Raw genomic sequence first — 16,229 nt, 5'->3', positions numbered from 1 at the left:
TTAGACGTTTCCCCTTCTGTCTATTATGTGCTCCAGCTCCGGGCCGGTCTTGATTAACGCCACGGGAACTCCAACGCGCTCCTCTATTTCTTCCACGAACTCTCTGGCTTTCCTCGGGAGCTTGTCGTAGTCTGTAACGCCGAAGGCCTCTCTGTCGTACTTATCGAGCATGGTCAAAGCCAGCATCGTCGCCCCGTTTAGCTTGGCGGAGTAGCGGGCAAAGTCGAAGTCGAACCAGCCGACGCGCCTCCTCCTCCCGGTTACGGTTCCATACTCGATTAAGCCGAGTCTTTCAGCCTCCTCTCGACTCATCTCCGTAGGAAACGGCCCGGCACCTACGCGCGTCGGAAAGCTCTTGAAGACGACTATAACGTCGTCAACCCTCGTGGGGCCAATTCCGACGTCGCTCGCTATGGCAGAGGCTGTCGTGTCTTTCGAGGTCACGTAGGGATAGGTTCCGTAGTAGAGGCTCAGCCCAAAGCCCTGAGTCCCCTCAACGAGAACGAGCTCGCCATCGTCGAGGGCGTCATTGACTTCAGCGGCAACGTCAGTTAGGTATGGTTCGAGTTCCTTAATGTCCCTCGCGAGCTTTGCCCTTCTCATGGCTCTGTCCGCATTCGCCGGCCCGCAGCCACTTCCAGTTGTCCCTATCTTCCCGTGGAGATAGCCATTAGTCATGTCGAGCTGTTTGTGCCTCTCCTCTATTATCGCACAGCGGTGGTCAATTCCAACCCTCTCCGCAACGTTGAAGTCCTTGAGGTGCTCAAGCTCGTGGAAGAAAACCTCGGGATCAACGAGAACGCCGGCACCGACGAGAAGCCTCGCTTTCCTCTGTGCGAAGCCCGTTGGAAGCTGCCTCACCGCGTACTTCCTGCTGTTTATAAAAACGCTGTGGCCCGCGTTGGTTCCGACTCCACCGCGTGCTATTAAATCCGGCTCATCCTTGAGGGCAAGGTAGGCTATTATTGAGCCCTTACCCTCGTCACCCCACTGACCGCCAACGACGATGTAGCTCGGCATGGCTCTTACCCATGTTTAAGTCAAGAGGGGGTTTATAACGGTTTCGAGCTTGGCATAAAAATGTCAAAACAATGCCCCTTTGATTCCAAAAGGTTAAAACCCGTGACAAAAACCAAAGGTGGGGGATTAAGGTGAAAAACAAGCTGGTAGTCGTTACCGGCGGTGCTGGCTTCATAGGCTCCCACATAGCCTGGGAACTCGTCAAGGACAACGAGGTAATCATAATCGACAACCTCTACACCGGAAAGGAGGAGAACGTCCCGCCCGGGGCGAAGCTCGTAAAGGCCGACATAAGGGACTACCAGAGCATAGCCGAGCTGATAGGCAACGCGGACTACGTCTTCCACGAGGCGGCTCAGGTGAGCGTCGTCGAGAGCATCCGAGACCCGGCCTTTACCGAGGAGGTAAACGTAATCGGCACGCTCAACATTCTCAAGGCCCTGCTTGAAGGCCACGGGAAGCTTATTTTTGCCTCCTCGGCAGCTGTCTACGGCGACAACCCGAACCTTCCGCTCAAAGAAACTGAGAGGCCGAAACCGCTCTCGCCCTACGGTGTGACAAAAGCCACCGGCGAGGAGTACCTCCGCGTTTACCAGGAGCTTTATGGTCTGCCCCTCGTTGCACTCCGCTACTTCAATGTCTTCGGCCCGAGGCAAGGGTTTAACCAGTACGCTGGCGTTATAAGCATCTTCATCAACCGCGCCTTGGCTGGAGAGCCCCTCGTCATCTTCGGCGACGGAAAGCAAACCAGGGACTTCATCTACGTTAAGGATGTGGTTAAGGCGAACATTCTCGTTGCCGAGAGCAGGAGGGCGAACGGGGGGGTTTTCAACGTTGCCACAGGAAGAAAGACGAGCATCCTTGAGCTGGCGATGAAGGTAATCGAGATAACGGGAACGACGAGCTCGATAATCTTCGACAAGCCGAGGCCCGGCGACATAAGGCACAGCCTCGCGGACATAAGCGAGATCAAAAAGCTGGGCTTCGAACCCGAGTGGTCGCTGGAGGAGGGGCTGGAGAAGACTGTGGAGTGGTATGCCAAGTCTTTCCATGCATGACCGCTGGGCTAACCCTCCGGGGGCTGGGGATAGAACTGGAGGGAACCGTACCAGTGGCCAACCTTAACGGAGGGCTCGGGGGAGTAATGTTTCCTTATTGCCACCCAGTCGTACTCGCTTGGAGTATTGCCGGTTATCTGACCGATTGCGAAGGGTCCGCTGAGCACTGCAGACTGGGGGAGAGTGTACCAGACCATTTTAGAGCCGTCTTGGTATACCTCGACCGTCCCGTTTGAGTTTACATAGATCTGGAAGGTATGCCATGAGTTAAGGCTGTACACGTTGGTTACGTTCGCTAAAACGGTTCCGCTGCCGTTTACCACGCTCCTTTTTGTAAGGGCATCATACGTCTGTGTTATGGGGAATATTCCGAAATAATAATAAGTGTAATACTCAATGGTTTCACCATACCCCTCACCGGAGCTGTTTATGAAGACGGTATAAAAGGGGCCTGGAACGAATGCATACGGATTATTTTGGGAGATAGTCCTGTCTGGATAAGAAAGGCTTGCGTTGAGTATGACCTCATAGGAGGTTGGAAGATTGAGCTTTGTCCACAGCCATGTGGCGTTTCCATAGATGCTGTTTCCAACCTGGTAATATCCGCTCATTGAGAGGATTCCCCCGTTCACGGTTGGAGTTCCGTGGATGTTCCACTTGCTCTGATTTACAGAAGTGCCAGTGAAATCGTCAAAAAACAGAAACGTTTTCTCGGGGTCGTTGTATGAGCTGTAAGGGTTCGTACCCCCGTAGTGCATGCAGACGGTCGTGTTTTCCCCCGCGGCTATCGAGTTGACCTTAACCCAGATGATTCCCTGTTCGTTGTTTGCGTCGAGTTCCTGAATCCAGTAATAGAGGGGCCTGCCCGCGTTTGTTGTGAAGTAAACGTTGGTGGAGTTTATGTAGTTCCAGAGAACCTGGGTTGATGAGTTCAGGGTAATCCTGACCGTGTAGTTGTCGAGCTCATCCTGCCCCCTATTTGAGACCACAACGGGATTGCAGAGGTCGCCGGTCCAGAGTCCCTCACCTATTTTTTTCACGGATAAACTAATCTCACCTGGTGAGAATATTGAATCTGGAGAGTTAAGAACAACCCGGATGTTATAGACGTCGTTTATGTTGACCTGAGAGTTAGGGGTAACGTTCAACTCCTCAAGGGCCGGAAGGGTCTTCTGTAGGCTTCTGCTCCAGAGTGCTATTAGATCCCCGGAAGAATTATAGAGTTTGACGAAAACCGTTGTTCCGGAGCTTAAGTTGGTAGAGAATGTTAGGGTAACGTTCGCTATTGTGCCTGAACTGTAAACCCAGAAGTAAAAGCCACCCGAGCCTGTGGGGGAATAGACCTGGGAAGAACCCTCACCAATGTCTTGGATATTTACTGTAATCCCGGGAATAGCTAACCCAAAGGTGATGAGCATCAGGAGCAGGAATATCGCTGAATACAGTGGGAGCTTTCCTATCATAACATATCTGTTTCACCGCTCTTTACTTAAAAGGCTACCCTGTGATCATTCATAGAGATAAGCTTATTAACCCAGCTGAAAAATATAACTGGTGGTCATTACGGTTCACGTTCCCCACCCGATAGATCCCACTATCATAAGGAGGATCCGGAGGGAGTTGGGGATCACGCAGGAGGAGCTCGCGAGGAGGGCGGGCGTTACCCAAGCTTACATCGCCAAACTGGAGGCTGGAAAGGTTGACCCCCGGCTCTCCACCTTTAACCGCATTCTCCAGGCCCTCTTAGAGTGCAAGCGGGCCACCAGGCGAGCCCGGGATGTAATGTCCTCACCCGTCATCTACGTTAAGCCCTACCAGACTGTTGAAGAAGCCATAAGACTCATGAACTCCCACAATATTTCCCAGATACCGGTTATAAGCGGGAACAAGGTTGTCGGCTCCGTAACTGAGCGTTCTCTCGTCAGAAAGAGCCTTGAGTACGAGGACATATACTCCATGAAGGTTGTCGAGGTAATGGAGGAGCCGTTTCCGATAGTGAACGAGGAAGAGGACTTAGCGGTTGTCAGATACCTCCTTGAGGAGCACCCGGCGGTTCTGGTTCAGGATAAGACTGGCCGGATAACTGGGATAATAACCCGGGTGGACATATTCAAACTGCGAAAGGGTACGGAAAGCCTTTAAAGCTGCCCCCCTTATTCTACCCGGTGGTTGGAATGGCTGAAAGAGCTGAAAGAAATGAAAAGCTTGAAAAACTCGCTTACGAGTACCAGCTCCTCCAGGCTCAGGCACAGCTCCTTTCCCAGAACCTTGAGCTGCTAACCTTGGGCAGGAACGAATTCTCGGCCGTTAAAGAGACCCTTGAATCCCTCAAGGGCGTGGAGGAGGAGAAGCCTGAGGTGCTCATACCCTTGGGGGCTGGCTCATTCCTCAGGGGGCTGATAGTGGACAAGGAAAACGCGATAGTGAGCGTTGGCTCCGGATACGCGGTGCAGAAGAGCCTTGACGATGCAGTTGAGTACCTCTCCAAGAGGATCAGGGATTATGACGAGGCCATAGCCAAAACCCAGGAGGCCCTTAGGGCGGTGGACGCTCAACTGCAGGACCTGGCGAAAAGAGCACAAGAACTTCAAAAGTGAGCCGAAAATTTTTCAAAAAATTCCGCCGCTGGTGTTATGCCAAGCAATATCAAAATCCTTCACTTATTTCCCATACCTTGCCCTTCTATGATGATAGTTCTCCATTGACGATTGGAAATCCCCCAAGGGTCGGTCGGTTTAGTTGAAGGCTCCCAATAAAAAGGTTTAAATAGGGGATTCTATTTACCATAAGTCCGTAAGTAATGCCTCAAATCACAAACAAGCTCAAACTAATGGGCGTCCGGTACTTAGCCGGGCTCCTCCCCTTGGCTTGAATAAATGGGGTTCGAATATCAAAGGACTCGTGAAATAATGGGTTGCTGTGTGGAATAAGTGTTTGGGAGGTTAGGCCCGGTGGGGGCGCAGTTCCCCGCTTTTACCCCTTTTTTTGAAGGAGACCCTGCCGATGTAGATCCCCTCCGGCAGGAACACGTCTCCAACTTCAGCTTTTTTGAGAAACGGGATCATTTCGATGCCAAGCTTTATGTCAAAGCCCTCCAAATAGGGGTTCACCGTTGGAAGGATGAGGAACCTCCCAACCCTCAGGTACACCTTCGTAAGCTTTCCCGTTCCTTTCACCCTGTAGGCCGGGTGTATATGCCCGAGAAAGGCCTCCCTGAACTCAAGGGCTGGGAGAAGGGTGTGACCGTGGAGAAAGAGCAGGTCGTCGAGGAGCAGATAGGGGACCACCTTGACCCCAAACCTCTCGGCAACCCCTTCTATCCTGCCGTCGTGGTTCCCCTTGGTGATGTAAATTTTCCTGTCTCCTATTGCACTGAAGAAGCCGGAGAGCATTCTTCTGAGCTCAGTGCCCATTCCTAAGGGCTCCTTAACGTCCCCGAGGATGATAAGGGCGTCTGGATCGCTGTCCCTGATGAAGGATACCAGTTCTTCCTCGTAGTGCGTCCTTACCCTTAAGCCCCTTGATATCTCAAAGCCGATGTGGGGGTCGGCGAGAACGAGGGTTCTGCCGAGTGAAGTCCTGAGAAAAATAGAGAGATCCGCAAAAGGGCGCGGTTCCATGCCGTTCACCGCTTCAGATGAGGCCGCGCTCCTTCCTGCGCTGTCTCTTCAGCCTCCTGATCCTCTTCTTAATCCATTTCCATCTCATCCTTCCCTTCTTCTTCCATTTCCTCGGTCTGCGCTTCATGAGCGTCACCTCCAGACGGTGGGGAGTCCACTGGTGCATTTTTAAAGTTTTCTCATTCCTATCCCCAGAAGGGGAACCCAGGGGAATGAACTCTTTTATCAAAGCCGTTCCGGGATTTCCAAATCTTTGAAATTCATCAGTGGCCATGGGGGTTTTCTGCATTTTAACGCGGTTATAAGGTTTTTAACAGGCTAATGCGTTGTTGGTCAAAAAGCATTGGATAGAATGGGACTGAAAAACAGGGGAACAAATTGATGAAGCACTGAAAAAGCGTTTGTTGTTTGAGTTCTCGAAGGTAATGCTTATCTACTCTAAAAGCGGAGGAGTAAAAGGGTGAACGGAATGGTTAAGGTGGCCTTCGGGCAGATGAAGCCCGTCCTCCTGAAGCCGGAGAGGAACTACAAAAGTGCAGAGAAGCTCATACGGGAAGCTTCAAAAAGGGGGGCGAGGCTGATAGTTTTACCCGAGCTCTTTGATACAGGCTACAACTTTGATGAGAGGAAAGAGGTCGAGGAGGTGGCGGGACTCGTTCCCGGTGGGGCCACTACATCTTTCTTGGTGAGAACGGCGAGGGAGCATGGGATATTCATAGTTGCTGGAACCGCTGAGAGGGACGGCTTTGGAAGGCTCTACAACTCCGCGGTTGTTGTTGGCCCCCACGGCTACGTCGGCAAGTACCGCAAGATCCATCTCTTTGCGAGGGAGAAGGAGTTTTTTGAACCCGGGAACCTCGGCTTCCAGGTCTTCAACCTCGGCTTCGCCCGGGTCGGGGTGATGATATGCTTTGACTGGTTCTTCCCGGAGTCAGCCAGGACGCTCGCCATGAAAGGAGCTGAGATAATAGCTCATCCGGCCAACCTCGTCATGCCCTATGCTCCAAGGGCCATGCCGATAAGGGCCCTGGAGAACAGGGTTTACACGATAACCGCGGACAGGGTTGGGGAGGAGCGCGGGCTCAGGTTCATTGGGAGGAGTCAGATAAATTCCCCCTCAGCCGAGACCCTCGTGGAAGGGAGCGAGAGCGGGGAGGAGGTAGGTGTTGCGGACGTTGACTTGGCCCTTGCGCGGGACAAAAGGCTCAACGACTACAACGACATTTTCAAGGATCGCAGGCCGAGGTACTACGCCCGCTGAACCTTTGGGTTCCTGAAGTAGAGAACGTCGCCGACCCCGGCATTGCCGTGCTCTTTCCTCGGTATTATCCTCGCTTCCTCGAAGACGAGCTTTCCCATTCCAGCCAGCCCGGCCAAGTCCCAGTAGCGGGTTTCTATCTCCCCTATCTTTTCCCAGCCGGGAAGCCGGTAGTAGCCCCTCACAATGACTCCCCTCAGCGGATCGTAGCCCTCATCGAGGGAAACCACCGTGTAGTCTTCACCTTTGACTTCAGGAACTACCTCTCGATATGCCCTTCTGTAGAAGAACGCACCGAAGCGGTCCATTTCCTCGATCATGAAGACTCCTGAAGGTGTGAGAGCCCTTGAGACGTTGGTGAAGAGATCCGCGGCCTGATATGGGTCGAAGTGCGGCATCGTGGAGCCCCACAGGAGAACGACGTCGAACTCCCCGAGCTTACTCAGGTCGTCGAGGCAATCCATAACGGCCCCGTACACTTCTCCATCCCCGTTGAGCCAGCCCTCAACTTTCAGAATGTCGTCCTTTCGCTTGTCCACTAAGGTAAGCGAGGCCTCGACGCCCCACTCCCTAAGAACCTTCAAGAGGGCGGCACCCGCTATCCCAGTGCCGGCGCATAGGTCGAGTACACTTAGCCTTCTTCCATCGGGGAGGAGGGCTTTCTTGACCGTCCAGTTGAAGAAGTTCTTCAGTGCCTTGTACCTTTTTCTGGCTTTTTCGCTCTCCGGGTCCATGTAATCCCTGAGGTACGAGTAGAGTTCCTCCAAGGACATTCTATCACCTATGTTATTGGGGTGTTGGGATTTTAAGAGAGTAGCGGTTATCCCTCCAATCTGAGGGCCAGGAGGAAGGCCAGTCCGAGGGGGATCAAAGTGCTGACGAAGTTCAGGGTAAAGCTTATCCCCGAGAGATAGCCTCCGATGAGTGGGCCGACAACCCAGCCGAGGCTCATCATAGCGTTCAGCAAACCCATTCCCTGGGCCCTCTCTCCCGGGCTCACCTTTTCAGCAACGTAGGCCGAGGTTGAGTTTATCGTCATAACCCACTTGAGGCCAGAGAGAAAGGCTATCCCGAGGACTAACCAGACGTTTCTCACGATAGCGTAAAGCAAGAAAGCTAAGCTGTAGCCCGCTATCGCAACGAGATAGAACCTTTTCGCCCCATACCTATCTATCAGCTTCCCTAAGAAGTAGCCGGTTAAAGCCGCGGCGAGGCTCTCTACCCCAAAGATAACACCAACGCTCCACCCGCCGAAGGCTTCCTTGAAGTAAACCGAGGAAACGCTGTAGAACTGCCCGCTGGCGACCATCACAAGGAAGACCGTGACGTAGAAGAGACCGAGCTGACCGCGCATGAGCCTCTTGAATGCGGAGCCCTTAACTGTTGTTAGCCAGCTCTCCCTGCCTTCCTGAACGAGAATCATCCCGAGGAGGGAACGTCTCCCTGCTGGACGCTCGCGGATTAGAAGGACTATTCCAGAGGATGCTACCAATAGAATCCCAGAGATCAGAAAAAGCCCCCGTATACCGAGGTTGCTAACTATTACAGAGCCGAGAAAGTTACCGACCATAAAACCGGCGTTCTCCACCGAGTTGAACAGGCCAAAGATTGAGCCAGCTCTCGTTGAAAGCTCCGAGATAAGGGCCGAGTGAGCGGGCATCATGGCCGAGCCAAAAACTCCTTGGAGTGTCCTAAAGAGCAGAACGCCAAGAGGGGAACTCACAAAAGCCATCATGGAGTAGAATACCGCGAAGGAAAAGAGACCGAAGGCTATGAATCCCTTTCTGTTCCCACTTGCGTCCGACAGCCAGCCGAAGGGATACTGGAAGACCATGGACGTTATGTTGAATGCCACACTCAGCAAGCCGACGGTGAGCATTCCAGCACCGAGAAGTCTCATATAAACGCTCAGGTAAGGAAACGCCATGCCGAATGCTATGTTCGCTATAAACATGGCCGCAAGGAACACGAGCGTATTCCACTTTCTAACCCGGAGTTTTTTGGACTTCAACGCCCTCTCACGCTTTCCCTGTAAAACCACTCGCTCCATCCCTGACATCGCTTGTGGGAAAGGTAGGGAACTTATAAAATTTCTGTCGAAATGCTAAGAAAGAAATTGAAATTAAGGGTTCACCCCATCTGCAGCGCCTGTCCGCGCAGCTCGCCCCTCTCGAAGCGGTACGGATCGTACCACCAGGCCGGAAGGTCTGTCTTCCCCTTCGTGATTAGATCAGCAACCATCTCGGCAACGGCAGGGGCCATCATGAAGCCGTGGCCGGAAAAGCCAGCCGCTATGTAGTAGTCGCTCAGCTCCTCTATCTTTCCTATCGCCGGGTTGCTGTCGGGTGTTTTGGCGTAGTAGCCGGCCCAAGTCCTGAGGATGAGAAGTTCTCTCAGCGCTGGGATTATCTTGGTGAAGTAGTAGCTGACCTCGCGCATGAACTCATAGGTCGGGTTCAGGTCGTAGGTTGGACCTAACTCATATCCAACGCCGCCGATAACGCCCCCGTGGGCCGTCTGGGTGAGGTAAGCGTGGCCGTACTTGAACGAGATCACCATCGGCTTCACCGAGCCCCTCTTTATCGGCTGTGTGATGACGGCCTGGTGTTTGTAGGGCTCTATCGGGATCGCCCTTATCCCGGCCATCGCGTTTATGAGCTTTGCCCAGGCGTTTGTGGCGTTGATGACCGTCCCAGTCTTGATCTTGCCCCTGTTAGTCTTCAGGCCCTTTATCTCACCGTTCTCGACGATGAAGTCCTTCACTTCGGTGTACTCAACTAACTTAGCCCCGAACTCCTCGGCGTGCAGTGCAAACGCCGCCGTGGACTGGAAGGGGCTCGCCTTCCCATCTGTGGGGTTCCAGGAGGCGGCGACGACCTCGCTGATATCGAGCAGAGGAACTATCTCCTTCGCTTCCTCCGGTGTTATGAGCCTCGTGGGGACGCCGAAGCGGTTCTGTATCGCGATGTTTCTCTTAAACGTCTCAACCTCATCGTCATCGTAGAGCAGGAAGAGGTAGCCGCTTTGCTCGAAGGAAAAGCCGTACTCCTCGCTGTACTTCTTCCAAAGCTCCACCGAGCGCTTCATCGTCTGGACGTTTGCCTCGTCGTTGAACTGCTGTCTTATGCCTGTTCCGCAGCGGAATGTCGAGCCAGAACCAATAAAGCGCTTCTCGATGACCGTAACCTCTTCCCCACGCTTGGCTAACTCGTGGGCTATCGTTACCCCAACTATACCGCCCCCGATGATCGTTACCTCGCTCTTTTCTGGGAGAACCCTCGTCGGCATCCTCACTCCCTCCCGGCTACCACTTTCATCTTGACGTTCTTTATCGGCGGCCTCGCGACCGGTATGTCGAGCCTGTCCATGGGGAGCCCGCTCCTCTGCGAGACGAGCAAAGCCCCGTTGAAGAGGCAGAAGCGGCCCTGGCAGAAGCCCATGGCTAAGTGGGTTAAGCGCTTGATTATCTGGAGGTCTGTTATGCCGCTCTTGACAACGTCGTCCACCTTCTTGAGGGAGACGTCGCAGCCGCAGATGTGGACGTCCTCGGCGTTAAAGCTGTCGAGCGGGAACCTCGGGCGCGGCCTGCTCAGGGGCTCGTATTCCCTCAGCCTCTCACTGTAAACGCACGGCTCGGCCTCAAAGCCGAACTCCCTCAGGATGTACGCCCCGACCAGCTTGCCCTCGATGTAGTTCGCGTAGTGCGGCTTAATCCCGGCGGCGCTCCCGGCGGCGTAGATCCCGTCCCTTATCCTGTGCTCCTCATCGAGTATCGGCGTGTAGTAGCCGCGCTTGAAGCGGAGCTTTCCCCCGGCTTGGGTTACTGGGTTTATGTCCGGAATCCTGCCGTCGGCCATTATCACGGCATCGACCTCGTAGACGTTGCCGTTTTCATCGATGAGGCGCTCAACTCTATCCTTCCCCTCGACGCGCTTTGGATTTGGAACCACGACGTACTCTATGCCCCAGCGGTCGAGTTCAGCGGTTATTTCCTCCGGGAATGCTCCGGTTACGGCAACTCTCTCCCCCGGGGCAACGTTCCAGACGTTCATCACTTCGAGGGCATCGGCCCTCCTGAAGACTCCTGGATAATCGTTGTTCTCGAAGAGCATTATTGAGTCAACCGCGCCCGTCGTTAAGACAACGCGCTTGGCCATGAACTCTATCAGCTGGTCGTTTCTAACCGCCGGAACGAGGAAGTACTCGCCCTTGTCAAAGACGCCCAAGGCGGCTGTCTTGAGGAAAACCCTAACGTTCTCGGAGAAGTTCGTGAGCTTCTCTATCGCTTTCCTCGGGTTTCCGAAGCCTTCCTGCTCAACCCCCTTGAGCCACATGTCGCCGCCGAGCCACGTGCGCTCTTCGATCAGCGCAGCCGTAAGCTTTCCCCCGATCTCTTCCACGACGCCCAGCCCAGCGGGGCCTGCGCCTATAACTGCCACATCGACGACGTAGCGGAGAACGGGCTTGCCCTCGTCTATCTTCACCTGCTCCTGGAACTCGTCGTAGCGCTGCCTCTCGATCCTCATGCTGTCCCTGATCTTGAGCTTCCTTCCGTTGACGTTCTTGACTCCGTCAACCTTGACTGGCAGCGGGCCGAAGGTAAAAGCCCCGCGCTTCCTTCCCTCGGTGCTCGTCGTGAGCCAGTAGACGCCGTTGGCGAGCATCGCAACGGGAAACTTCTCGCCTTCATAAGCTTCGTATGGCTTTCCCTCAAAATAGATCGTGATCCTCTTAGAAGTATCCTTTTCCGTTAGGTCGAGCCGTCTCATGCTCCCACCTCTAAAAATCAACCGGCGTCCCACCTTATGCACGCATGTTTATAAACGTTAATACGGCGTTTGGCCAATCCATCCGGCATCCCGGGGCGTGTCCCCGGTGGTTAGATTTTTAAAGCGCCGGGAGATTTAGTGATGGGTTGGGCCGGTGGCCTAGTCAGGAGGGGGCGTCGGCCTCCGGAGCCGAAGGTCGCGGGTTCAAATCCCGCCCGGCCCGCCATTCTTCGAATAGGCCTTTGAGGTTGCTACGGACATCCGTTGGAATAGAAGGCTTCGACGGCAGTTTATCCTGATAGGGGTGGTTGGATGCACAGGATTTTAGAGGGAGACGTTCTGCGGGCGCTCCGGAGGGTTGGGGCGGGGAAGGTGCTCATCCAGACGCCGGAGGGACTGAAGGAGGAGGCCCAGAGGCTGGCCGACTTCCTTGAGGAGAACGGGATCAAGGCGATAATAAGCGGGGACGTGAACTACGGGGCCTGCGACCCGGCCGATAGGGAGGCCAAGATGCTCGGCTGCGATGCCCTCGTTCACCTCGGCCACAGTTACATGAGGCTCCACCTTGAGGTGCCCACGGTCTTCGTGCCGGCCTTTGCCGATGCCGATCCCGTTCCAGCCCTCAAGAGGAACCTGTCCGAGATAAGAAAGCTCGGGGGGAGGATAGGCCTCGTTACGACCGCCCAGCATATCACCTACCTCGGACGGATGAGGGAGTTCCTCGAGGGGGCGGGCTTTGAAGTCCTCGTTGGCAGGGGGGATTCGAGGGTCAGCTGGCCCGGCCAGGTTCTCGGCTGCAACTTCTCCGCCGCGAGGGTTGACGCCGAGGGAATACTCTTCGTTGGCGCAGGCTACTTCCACCCCCTCGGAGTGGCCCTCGCCACAAAGAAGCCCACCCTCGCTGTCAACCCCTACTCGGGCGATGCCCTCTGGATGGATAAGGAGGCGGAGAGGCTCATCAGAAAGCGCTGGGCGCAGATAGCGAAGGCGGTGGACGCGAGGAAGTTCGGCGTCATCGTGAGCACCAAGAAGGGTCAGCTCAGGCTCGGGGAGGCCGTACGCGTGCTCAAGCTTCTGCGTGAGAGCGGGAAGTACGCGAGGCTGATAGCGATGGACAATGTGGTCTACACCGCTTTGGAGGGTTTTGACTTCGACGCCTACGTTGTCGTCGCCTGTCCCCGCGTTCCCATAGACGACTACGAGAACTGGAGGAAGCCCGTGCTCACCCCGCCAGAGCTTGAGCTCCTCCTCGGTCTCAGGGAGGAGTACGAGTTCGACGAGATAAAAGGTGTTGAGAGGAGCGAGGACGAACCCTACGGGGTTTCCCTTAAGGTTTGAAATCCGTATCAAATATGGCCGTAAAGAGCGGGACTAAAATCTTATATAAGATAAAAACCGAAACTCAAAGTGATGAGTGAGGGCGATGAAACTTCCCTTATGTTAAGGGAGCTCCTGCTGTCCTGGGATGTAAAGAGAGCCATAGAGCTGGCCCTGGAGGATCCGAAGGCGCTGAGAGCCCTCTTCAGTCTTCTGGGGGAGAATGATGAGAGGCTGAGGATCAGGACACTTGGCGCCCTGAGGGAGATCCTGAGGAACCTGCCACCCTCCCGCAAGAAGGCCATCGTCAAGGAGTTTCTCGACGATCTCATAAGCGTTGCCAAGGAGGGCAGTGAGGTAGTGGCCCTCAACACCCTAAGGGTTCTGATGACCCTCGTTTACGGCTTTCCGCTCTCTCAGGGGGCGTTTCTAAAGCTCATAAACCTTATGAAGGAGTTCTCCGACAAAAGCGGGCCCATCTTCATAGAGCTCTTCTCCCTCGCCTCCGTTCTCAGGGTTTACATCCTCAGCAGGGATGTTCTGGATGAGCTTACTTCTATGATAACTTCAAGGGATCTCAGAAGGTCTCTCTTAGGCCTGAGGCTCCTGCTCACCGCAGCGGAGGGTACGAGGTTCTCCCTGATAAAGCGGGTTCTTGAGGAGGTTCCGCACGTAATCGAAGAGGCCATGGGAAAGAAGGATGCTGTAGTGGCAGACTTGGCTTTTGACTTGCTCAGCGAGATCTCTCGTATGCCCCTCAGGGAGGACTACGTTGAGGAGTTCATCCACGCCCTGACCGTTGTTAAGAACATAGCCTTGGGAAAGGAGTCCGACTTAAAGTGGAGGGCAAAGCAGGTACTCGGGGAGATGGAGGAGGCGGTTTACAGGTACTACCGGGACAACCCTGAGGCGGCTAAGGAGAGGATACAGAGGCTTTTGATAAACGAGCGCTTCTACGAGGCGATAGATCTAGCCCTCGCGGTTGGCGACGCCTACGTCCTCAAATGGCTTTCTGAGCTTCTGGAGAGAATGGAGGAGACCCTCAGGATAGGGGAGCGCGTTGTCCCAAAGCCTTACTACCCCTCCCCGCCCGCGGAAAAGCTTGCCGAGCGCACTTTACAGCCGCCTACGCTTAAAAACTTCAGACCGCGCAAGAGGGAAGCCATGAGGATACTTCGCAGGGCGGCTGGAGGGGGAGAGGTCAGGGCCATGAGGCGCTCCTTAGGGAAGGGCGAGATAGAGGACGTCGAGGAGTTAGCTTTTAAGAGGCCGGAGGTTGTGCTCGAACTCGTTCACATGCTGAGGAGCAGCGATCAGGTGGAGAAGATGGACGCCCTCTGGGCCGTCTCAAAGCTCGCCGAAAGGCTGGACGGCCGGAGGCTGAAAATCCTGAGTGCGGCTGTGGATGACCTGATTGAGCTCACCCTCTGCAGAAACAGGTGGGTCAGGGCAAAGGCCGGGAAGGCTCTCGCCCTCATTGCGGCGAAGAGCGATCTCCGGGATGAGATCGTTGGGAAGTTCTTATCCTGGTACCGGTCCGGGGAGCTGGACAAGGTTGCCGCCGCCCTCGAGTTTTTCAGCTACTACTTTCTTTACAGGTGGGACCGGGAGGCTGCAATGGAGGTTATTCCATCCCTTCCCTCCTACCTCAGGAATGGCCTGGAGTTTGAAGGCTTGCTGACTATAGAGGCCATTATAAGCACTGCCCCCGGGGAGGAAATCGAGCTCGTGGCACCCCTTATAAGTGAGGTTAAGCGCTTCCTGAAGAGCGATGTTGGTGAAAAGAGGCAGCTCGCGGAGAGGATCTTGCAGGGCTTTAAGGAGAGGGCCGGAACAGGGGCGGCCGTTTAACGGCACCGTGAGTGCATAACGTTACGTCCCGAAGGGAAGCGCAAGTCCCGGGTGGTTTTTGAGTCAGGTTGATGGGCAGGTCAGTGTTATCCTGCATTCCTTTCTCTATGGGTTGCGAAGGGGCTTCACTCAGCACGGCTGGGCCTTCGGTGAACTATCTTTATCCGGCATTTAAGTTCGGCGAAGGTACATCAACGTTTTGAACCTTTGGTTGGGCACATATTTATAAACACCAAAGGTTCACTACCCAGTGGATGCTCAGGTTTGAGCTCACGAACGGAGGTGTTCATTGTGGGCTACGAGATACTCGATAAGAAGGAACTTGCAATGAACGAAGTTCTCTACAAGGTGCACGCGCCGCACGTGGCGAGGAAGGTTCAGCCCGGCCAGTTTGTTATCATCAGGGCCTTCCCAACGGGCGAGAGGATTCCCCTCACTCCAATAAAGTGGGATCGGGAGGAGGGGTGGATAGAGCTCGTTACCTTCGTCCGCGGAAAGACAACCATGAGGATGGCCAACGAGCTGAGGCCCGGTGATGAGCTCCTCAACGTCGCCGGACCGCTCGGGAACCCCGCGCCAATGAAGAAGTTCGGCAGGATACTCGCGATAGGCCTGATAACCGGAATGGTGGAGGTCTTCCCGATAGCGAGGGCCTGGCAGGAGTTTGGAAACGACGTCACAACACTCCACGTTACCCCGGAGCCCATGACGATCCTCAAGGAGGATTTCGAGAGGTCTGTCTCAAGGCACATAGTTGAGAGCTACCAGCTCCAGCCCGGCTGGGGGATGAACGAGATAGCCCAGGAGCTCGTCAGAAGGGCCGTTGCAAAGGTTAGGGAGCTCCTTGAGGGCGAGCACTGGGATCTTGTCTTCATAGTCGGGCCGGCCGGGGGCGAGAAGGCCGTTTTTGAGGTGGTCAAGGAGTACGGCATACCTATGGAAGCCGACCTGCACCCGATAATGGTTGACGGAACCGGAATGTGCGGTTCGTGCAGGATACTCTACGACGGTGAGGTCAAGTTCGCCTGCATAGACGGCCCGGGATTTGACGCCTACAAGGTTGACTGGGATCAGCTCATCCACAGGGTCGGCTTCTACGCCGACATGGAGAGGAGGGCCCTTGAGGAGTACCTCAAGTCCCTGAGGGGGAGTGAGTGAAATGGCGAGGAAGAAGCCGAAGCTCATCAAGGAGAGGGTTCCGACCATAGAGAGGCCCGCGGAGGAGAGGGTTCATGACTTCAACGAGGTTAACTTAGGTTACACCTTTGAGCTCGCAGTTAAAGAAGCAGAACGCTGTCTCCAGTGCCCTGCTGAATACGCTCCCTGCATCAAGGGC

At 54.7% G+C, this 16,229-nt stretch carries 14 protein-coding genes, 1 tRNA gene and 1 pseudogene; 9 read left to right on the top strand and 7 right to left on the bottom strand.

What is annotated here, in order from left to right:
- A complete protein-coding gene (locus MVB78_RS11220; RefSeq protein WP_297491567.1) occupies positions 1-1,020 on the bottom strand; it encodes an adenylosuccinate synthetase in 1,020 nt (339 codons plus the stop codon).
- A 131-nt stretch (positions 1,021-1,151) separates the two neighbouring features.
- On the opposite strand from MVB78_RS11220, the gene MVB78_RS11215 reads away from it, so the two are divergent.
- Complete coding sequence (locus tag MVB78_RS11215; RefSeq protein WP_297491565.1) at positions 1,152-2,078, top strand: SDR family oxidoreductase; 927 nt, start codon at positions 1,152-1,154, stop codon at positions 2,076-2,078.
- 8 nt (positions 2,079-2,086) lie between these two features.
- Here MVB78_RS11215 and MVB78_RS11210 read toward each other — a convergent pair whose 3' ends face one another.
- Complete coding sequence (locus MVB78_RS11210; protein ID WP_297491562.1) at positions 2,087-3,541, bottom strand: DUF2341 domain-containing protein; 1,455 nt, start codon at positions 3,539-3,541, stop codon at positions 2,087-2,089.
- A gap of 91 nt (positions 3,542-3,632) precedes the next feature.
- Between MVB78_RS11210 and MVB78_RS11205 the strand changes: the two genes are divergently transcribed.
- Both MVB78_RS11205 and pfdA read left to right on the top strand, forming a co-directional pair.
- On the top strand, positions 3,633-4,220 hold the full coding sequence (locus MVB78_RS11205; protein ID WP_297491559.1) for a CBS domain-containing protein: 588 nt from the start codon (positions 3,633-3,635) through the stop codon (positions 4,218-4,220).
- A gap of 32 nt (positions 4,221-4,252) precedes the next feature.
- Positions 4,253-4,675, top strand: coding sequence for a prefoldin subunit alpha (gene pfdA, locus MVB78_RS11200; protein WP_297491611.1), 423 nt, complete (start codon positions 4,253-4,255; stop codon positions 4,673-4,675).
- A gap of 345 nt (positions 4,676-5,020) precedes the next feature.
- Here the strand turns inward: pfdA and MVB78_RS11195 are convergent, their stop codons facing one another.
- Positions 5,021-5,698, bottom strand: a complete 678-nt coding sequence (locus MVB78_RS11195) for a metallophosphoesterase (RefSeq protein WP_297491556.1) — start codon at positions 5,696-5,698, stop codon at positions 5,021-5,023.
- Between the two features lie 469 nt (positions 5,699-6,167).
- On the opposite strand from MVB78_RS11195, the gene MVB78_RS11190 reads away from it, so the two are divergent.
- Positions 6,168-6,959, top strand: coding sequence for a nitrilase (locus MVB78_RS11190; RefSeq protein ID WP_297491608.1), 792 nt, complete (start codon positions 6,168-6,170; stop codon positions 6,957-6,959).
- Here the strand turns inward: MVB78_RS11190 and MVB78_RS11185 are convergent.
- From MVB78_RS11185 to MVB78_RS11170, 4 genes are all read right to left on the bottom strand, one after another.
- Positions 6,947-7,729, bottom strand: a complete 783-nt coding sequence (locus MVB78_RS11185; protein WP_297491554.1) for a class I SAM-dependent methyltransferase — start codon at positions 7,727-7,729, stop codon at positions 6,947-6,949. The genes MVB78_RS11190 and MVB78_RS11185 overlap by 13 nt on opposite strands.
- 47 nt (positions 7,730-7,776) lie before the next feature.
- Positions 7,777-9,015, bottom strand: coding sequence for an MFS transporter (locus tag MVB78_RS11180; RefSeq protein WP_297491551.1), 1,239 nt, complete (start codon positions 9,013-9,015; stop codon positions 7,777-7,779).
- Between the two features lie 71 nt (positions 9,016-9,086).
- Positions 9,087-10,244 carry an FAD-binding oxidoreductase gene (locus tag MVB78_RS11175; RefSeq protein WP_297491605.1) on the bottom strand — a complete coding sequence of 386 codons (1,158 nt, stop codon included), beginning with the start codon at positions 10,242-10,244 and terminating at the stop codon, positions 9,087-9,089.
- A gap of 2 nt (positions 10,245-10,246) precedes the next feature.
- Positions 10,247-11,725: an FAD-dependent oxidoreductase gene (locus tag MVB78_RS11170; protein ID WP_297491548.1), complete on the bottom strand. Its 1,479-nt coding sequence runs from the start codon at positions 11,723-11,725 to the stop codon at positions 10,247-10,249.
- Positions 11,726-11,873: 148 nt separating this feature from the next.
- Between MVB78_RS11170 and MVB78_RS11165 the strand changes: the two genes are divergently transcribed.
- From MVB78_RS11165 to MVB78_RS11145, 5 genes and pseudogenes are all read left to right on the top strand, one after another.
- Positions 11,874-11,951, top strand: a tRNA-Arg gene (locus MVB78_RS11165).
- A gap of 86 nt (positions 11,952-12,037) precedes the next feature.
- The gene (dph2, locus tag MVB78_RS11160) at positions 12,038-13,063 is read left to right on the top strand and encodes a diphthamide biosynthesis enzyme Dph2 (RefSeq protein WP_297491545.1); all 1,026 of its coding nucleotides are present in this window, start codon (positions 12,038-12,040) and stop codon (positions 13,061-13,063) included.
- 72 nt (positions 13,064-13,135) lie between these two features.
- Complete coding sequence (locus tag MVB78_RS11155) at positions 13,136-14,893, top strand: hypothetical protein (protein WP_297491542.1); 1,758 nt, start codon at positions 13,136-13,138, stop codon at positions 14,891-14,893.
- 291 nt (positions 14,894-15,184) lie between these two features.
- Positions 15,185-16,051, top strand: a complete 867-nt coding sequence (locus MVB78_RS11150) for a sulfide/dihydroorotate dehydrogenase-like FAD/NAD-binding protein (protein ID WP_297491539.1) — start codon at positions 15,185-15,187, stop codon at positions 16,049-16,051.
- A gap of 1 nt (position 16,052) precedes the next feature.
- Positions 16,053-16,229 (top strand): annotated as a pseudogene (locus MVB78_RS11145) (dihydropyrimidine dehydrogenase); the annotation flags it as partial.

This window comes from Thermococcus sp. (assembly GCF_026991495.1).
In the GTDB taxonomy this organism is placed as follows: Archaea; Methanobacteriota_B; Thermococci; order Thermococcales; family Thermococcaceae; genus Thermococcus.
The sequence above is the reverse complement of the archived record's forward strand: the minus strand, read 5'-3'. Positions and strand labels throughout refer to the sequence as shown.

Excerpts from the sequence above, each read along its gene's own strand:
- MVB78_RS11220 (WP_297491567.1), bottom strand. The coding sequence starts at position 1,020 with ATGCCGAGCTACATCGTCGTTGGCGGTCAGTGGGGTGACGAGGGTAAG.
- pfdA (WP_297491611.1), top strand. The coding sequence starts at position 4,253 with ATGGCTGAAAGAGCTGAAAGAAATGAAAAGCTTGAAAAACTCGCTTAC.
- MVB78_RS11155 (WP_297491542.1), top strand. The coding sequence starts at position 13,136 with ATGAGTGAGGGCGATGAAACTTCCCTTATGTTAAGGGAGCTCCTGCTG.
- MVB78_RS11175 (WP_297491605.1), bottom strand. The coding sequence starts at position 10,244 with ATGCCGACGAGGGTTCTCCCAGAAAAGAGCGAGGTAACGATCATCGGG.
- MVB78_RS11195 (WP_297491556.1), bottom strand. The coding sequence starts at position 5,698 with ATGGAACCGCGCCCTTTTGCGGATCTCTCTATTTTTCTCAGGACTTCA.
- MVB78_RS11180 (WP_297491551.1), bottom strand. The coding sequence starts at position 9,015 with ATGTCAGGGATGGAGCGAGTGGTTTTACAGGGAAAGCGTGAGAGGGCG.
- MVB78_RS11185 (WP_297491554.1), bottom strand. The coding sequence starts at position 7,729 with ATGTCCTTGGAGGAACTCTACTCGTACCTCAGGGATTACATGGACCCG.
- MVB78_RS11210 (WP_297491562.1), bottom strand. The coding sequence starts at position 3,541 with ATGATAGGAAAGCTCCCACTGTATTCAGCGATATTCCTGCTCCTGATG.
- dph2 (WP_297491545.1), top strand. The coding sequence starts at position 12,038 with ATGCACAGGATTTTAGAGGGAGACGTTCTGCGGGCGCTCCGGAGGGTT.
- MVB78_RS11190 (WP_297491608.1), top strand. The coding sequence starts at position 6,168 with ATGGTTAAGGTGGCCTTCGGGCAGATGAAGCCCGTCCTCCTGAAGCCG.
- MVB78_RS11170 (WP_297491548.1), bottom strand. The coding sequence starts at position 11,725 with ATGAGACGGCTCGACCTAACGGAAAAGGATACTTCTAAGAGGATCACG.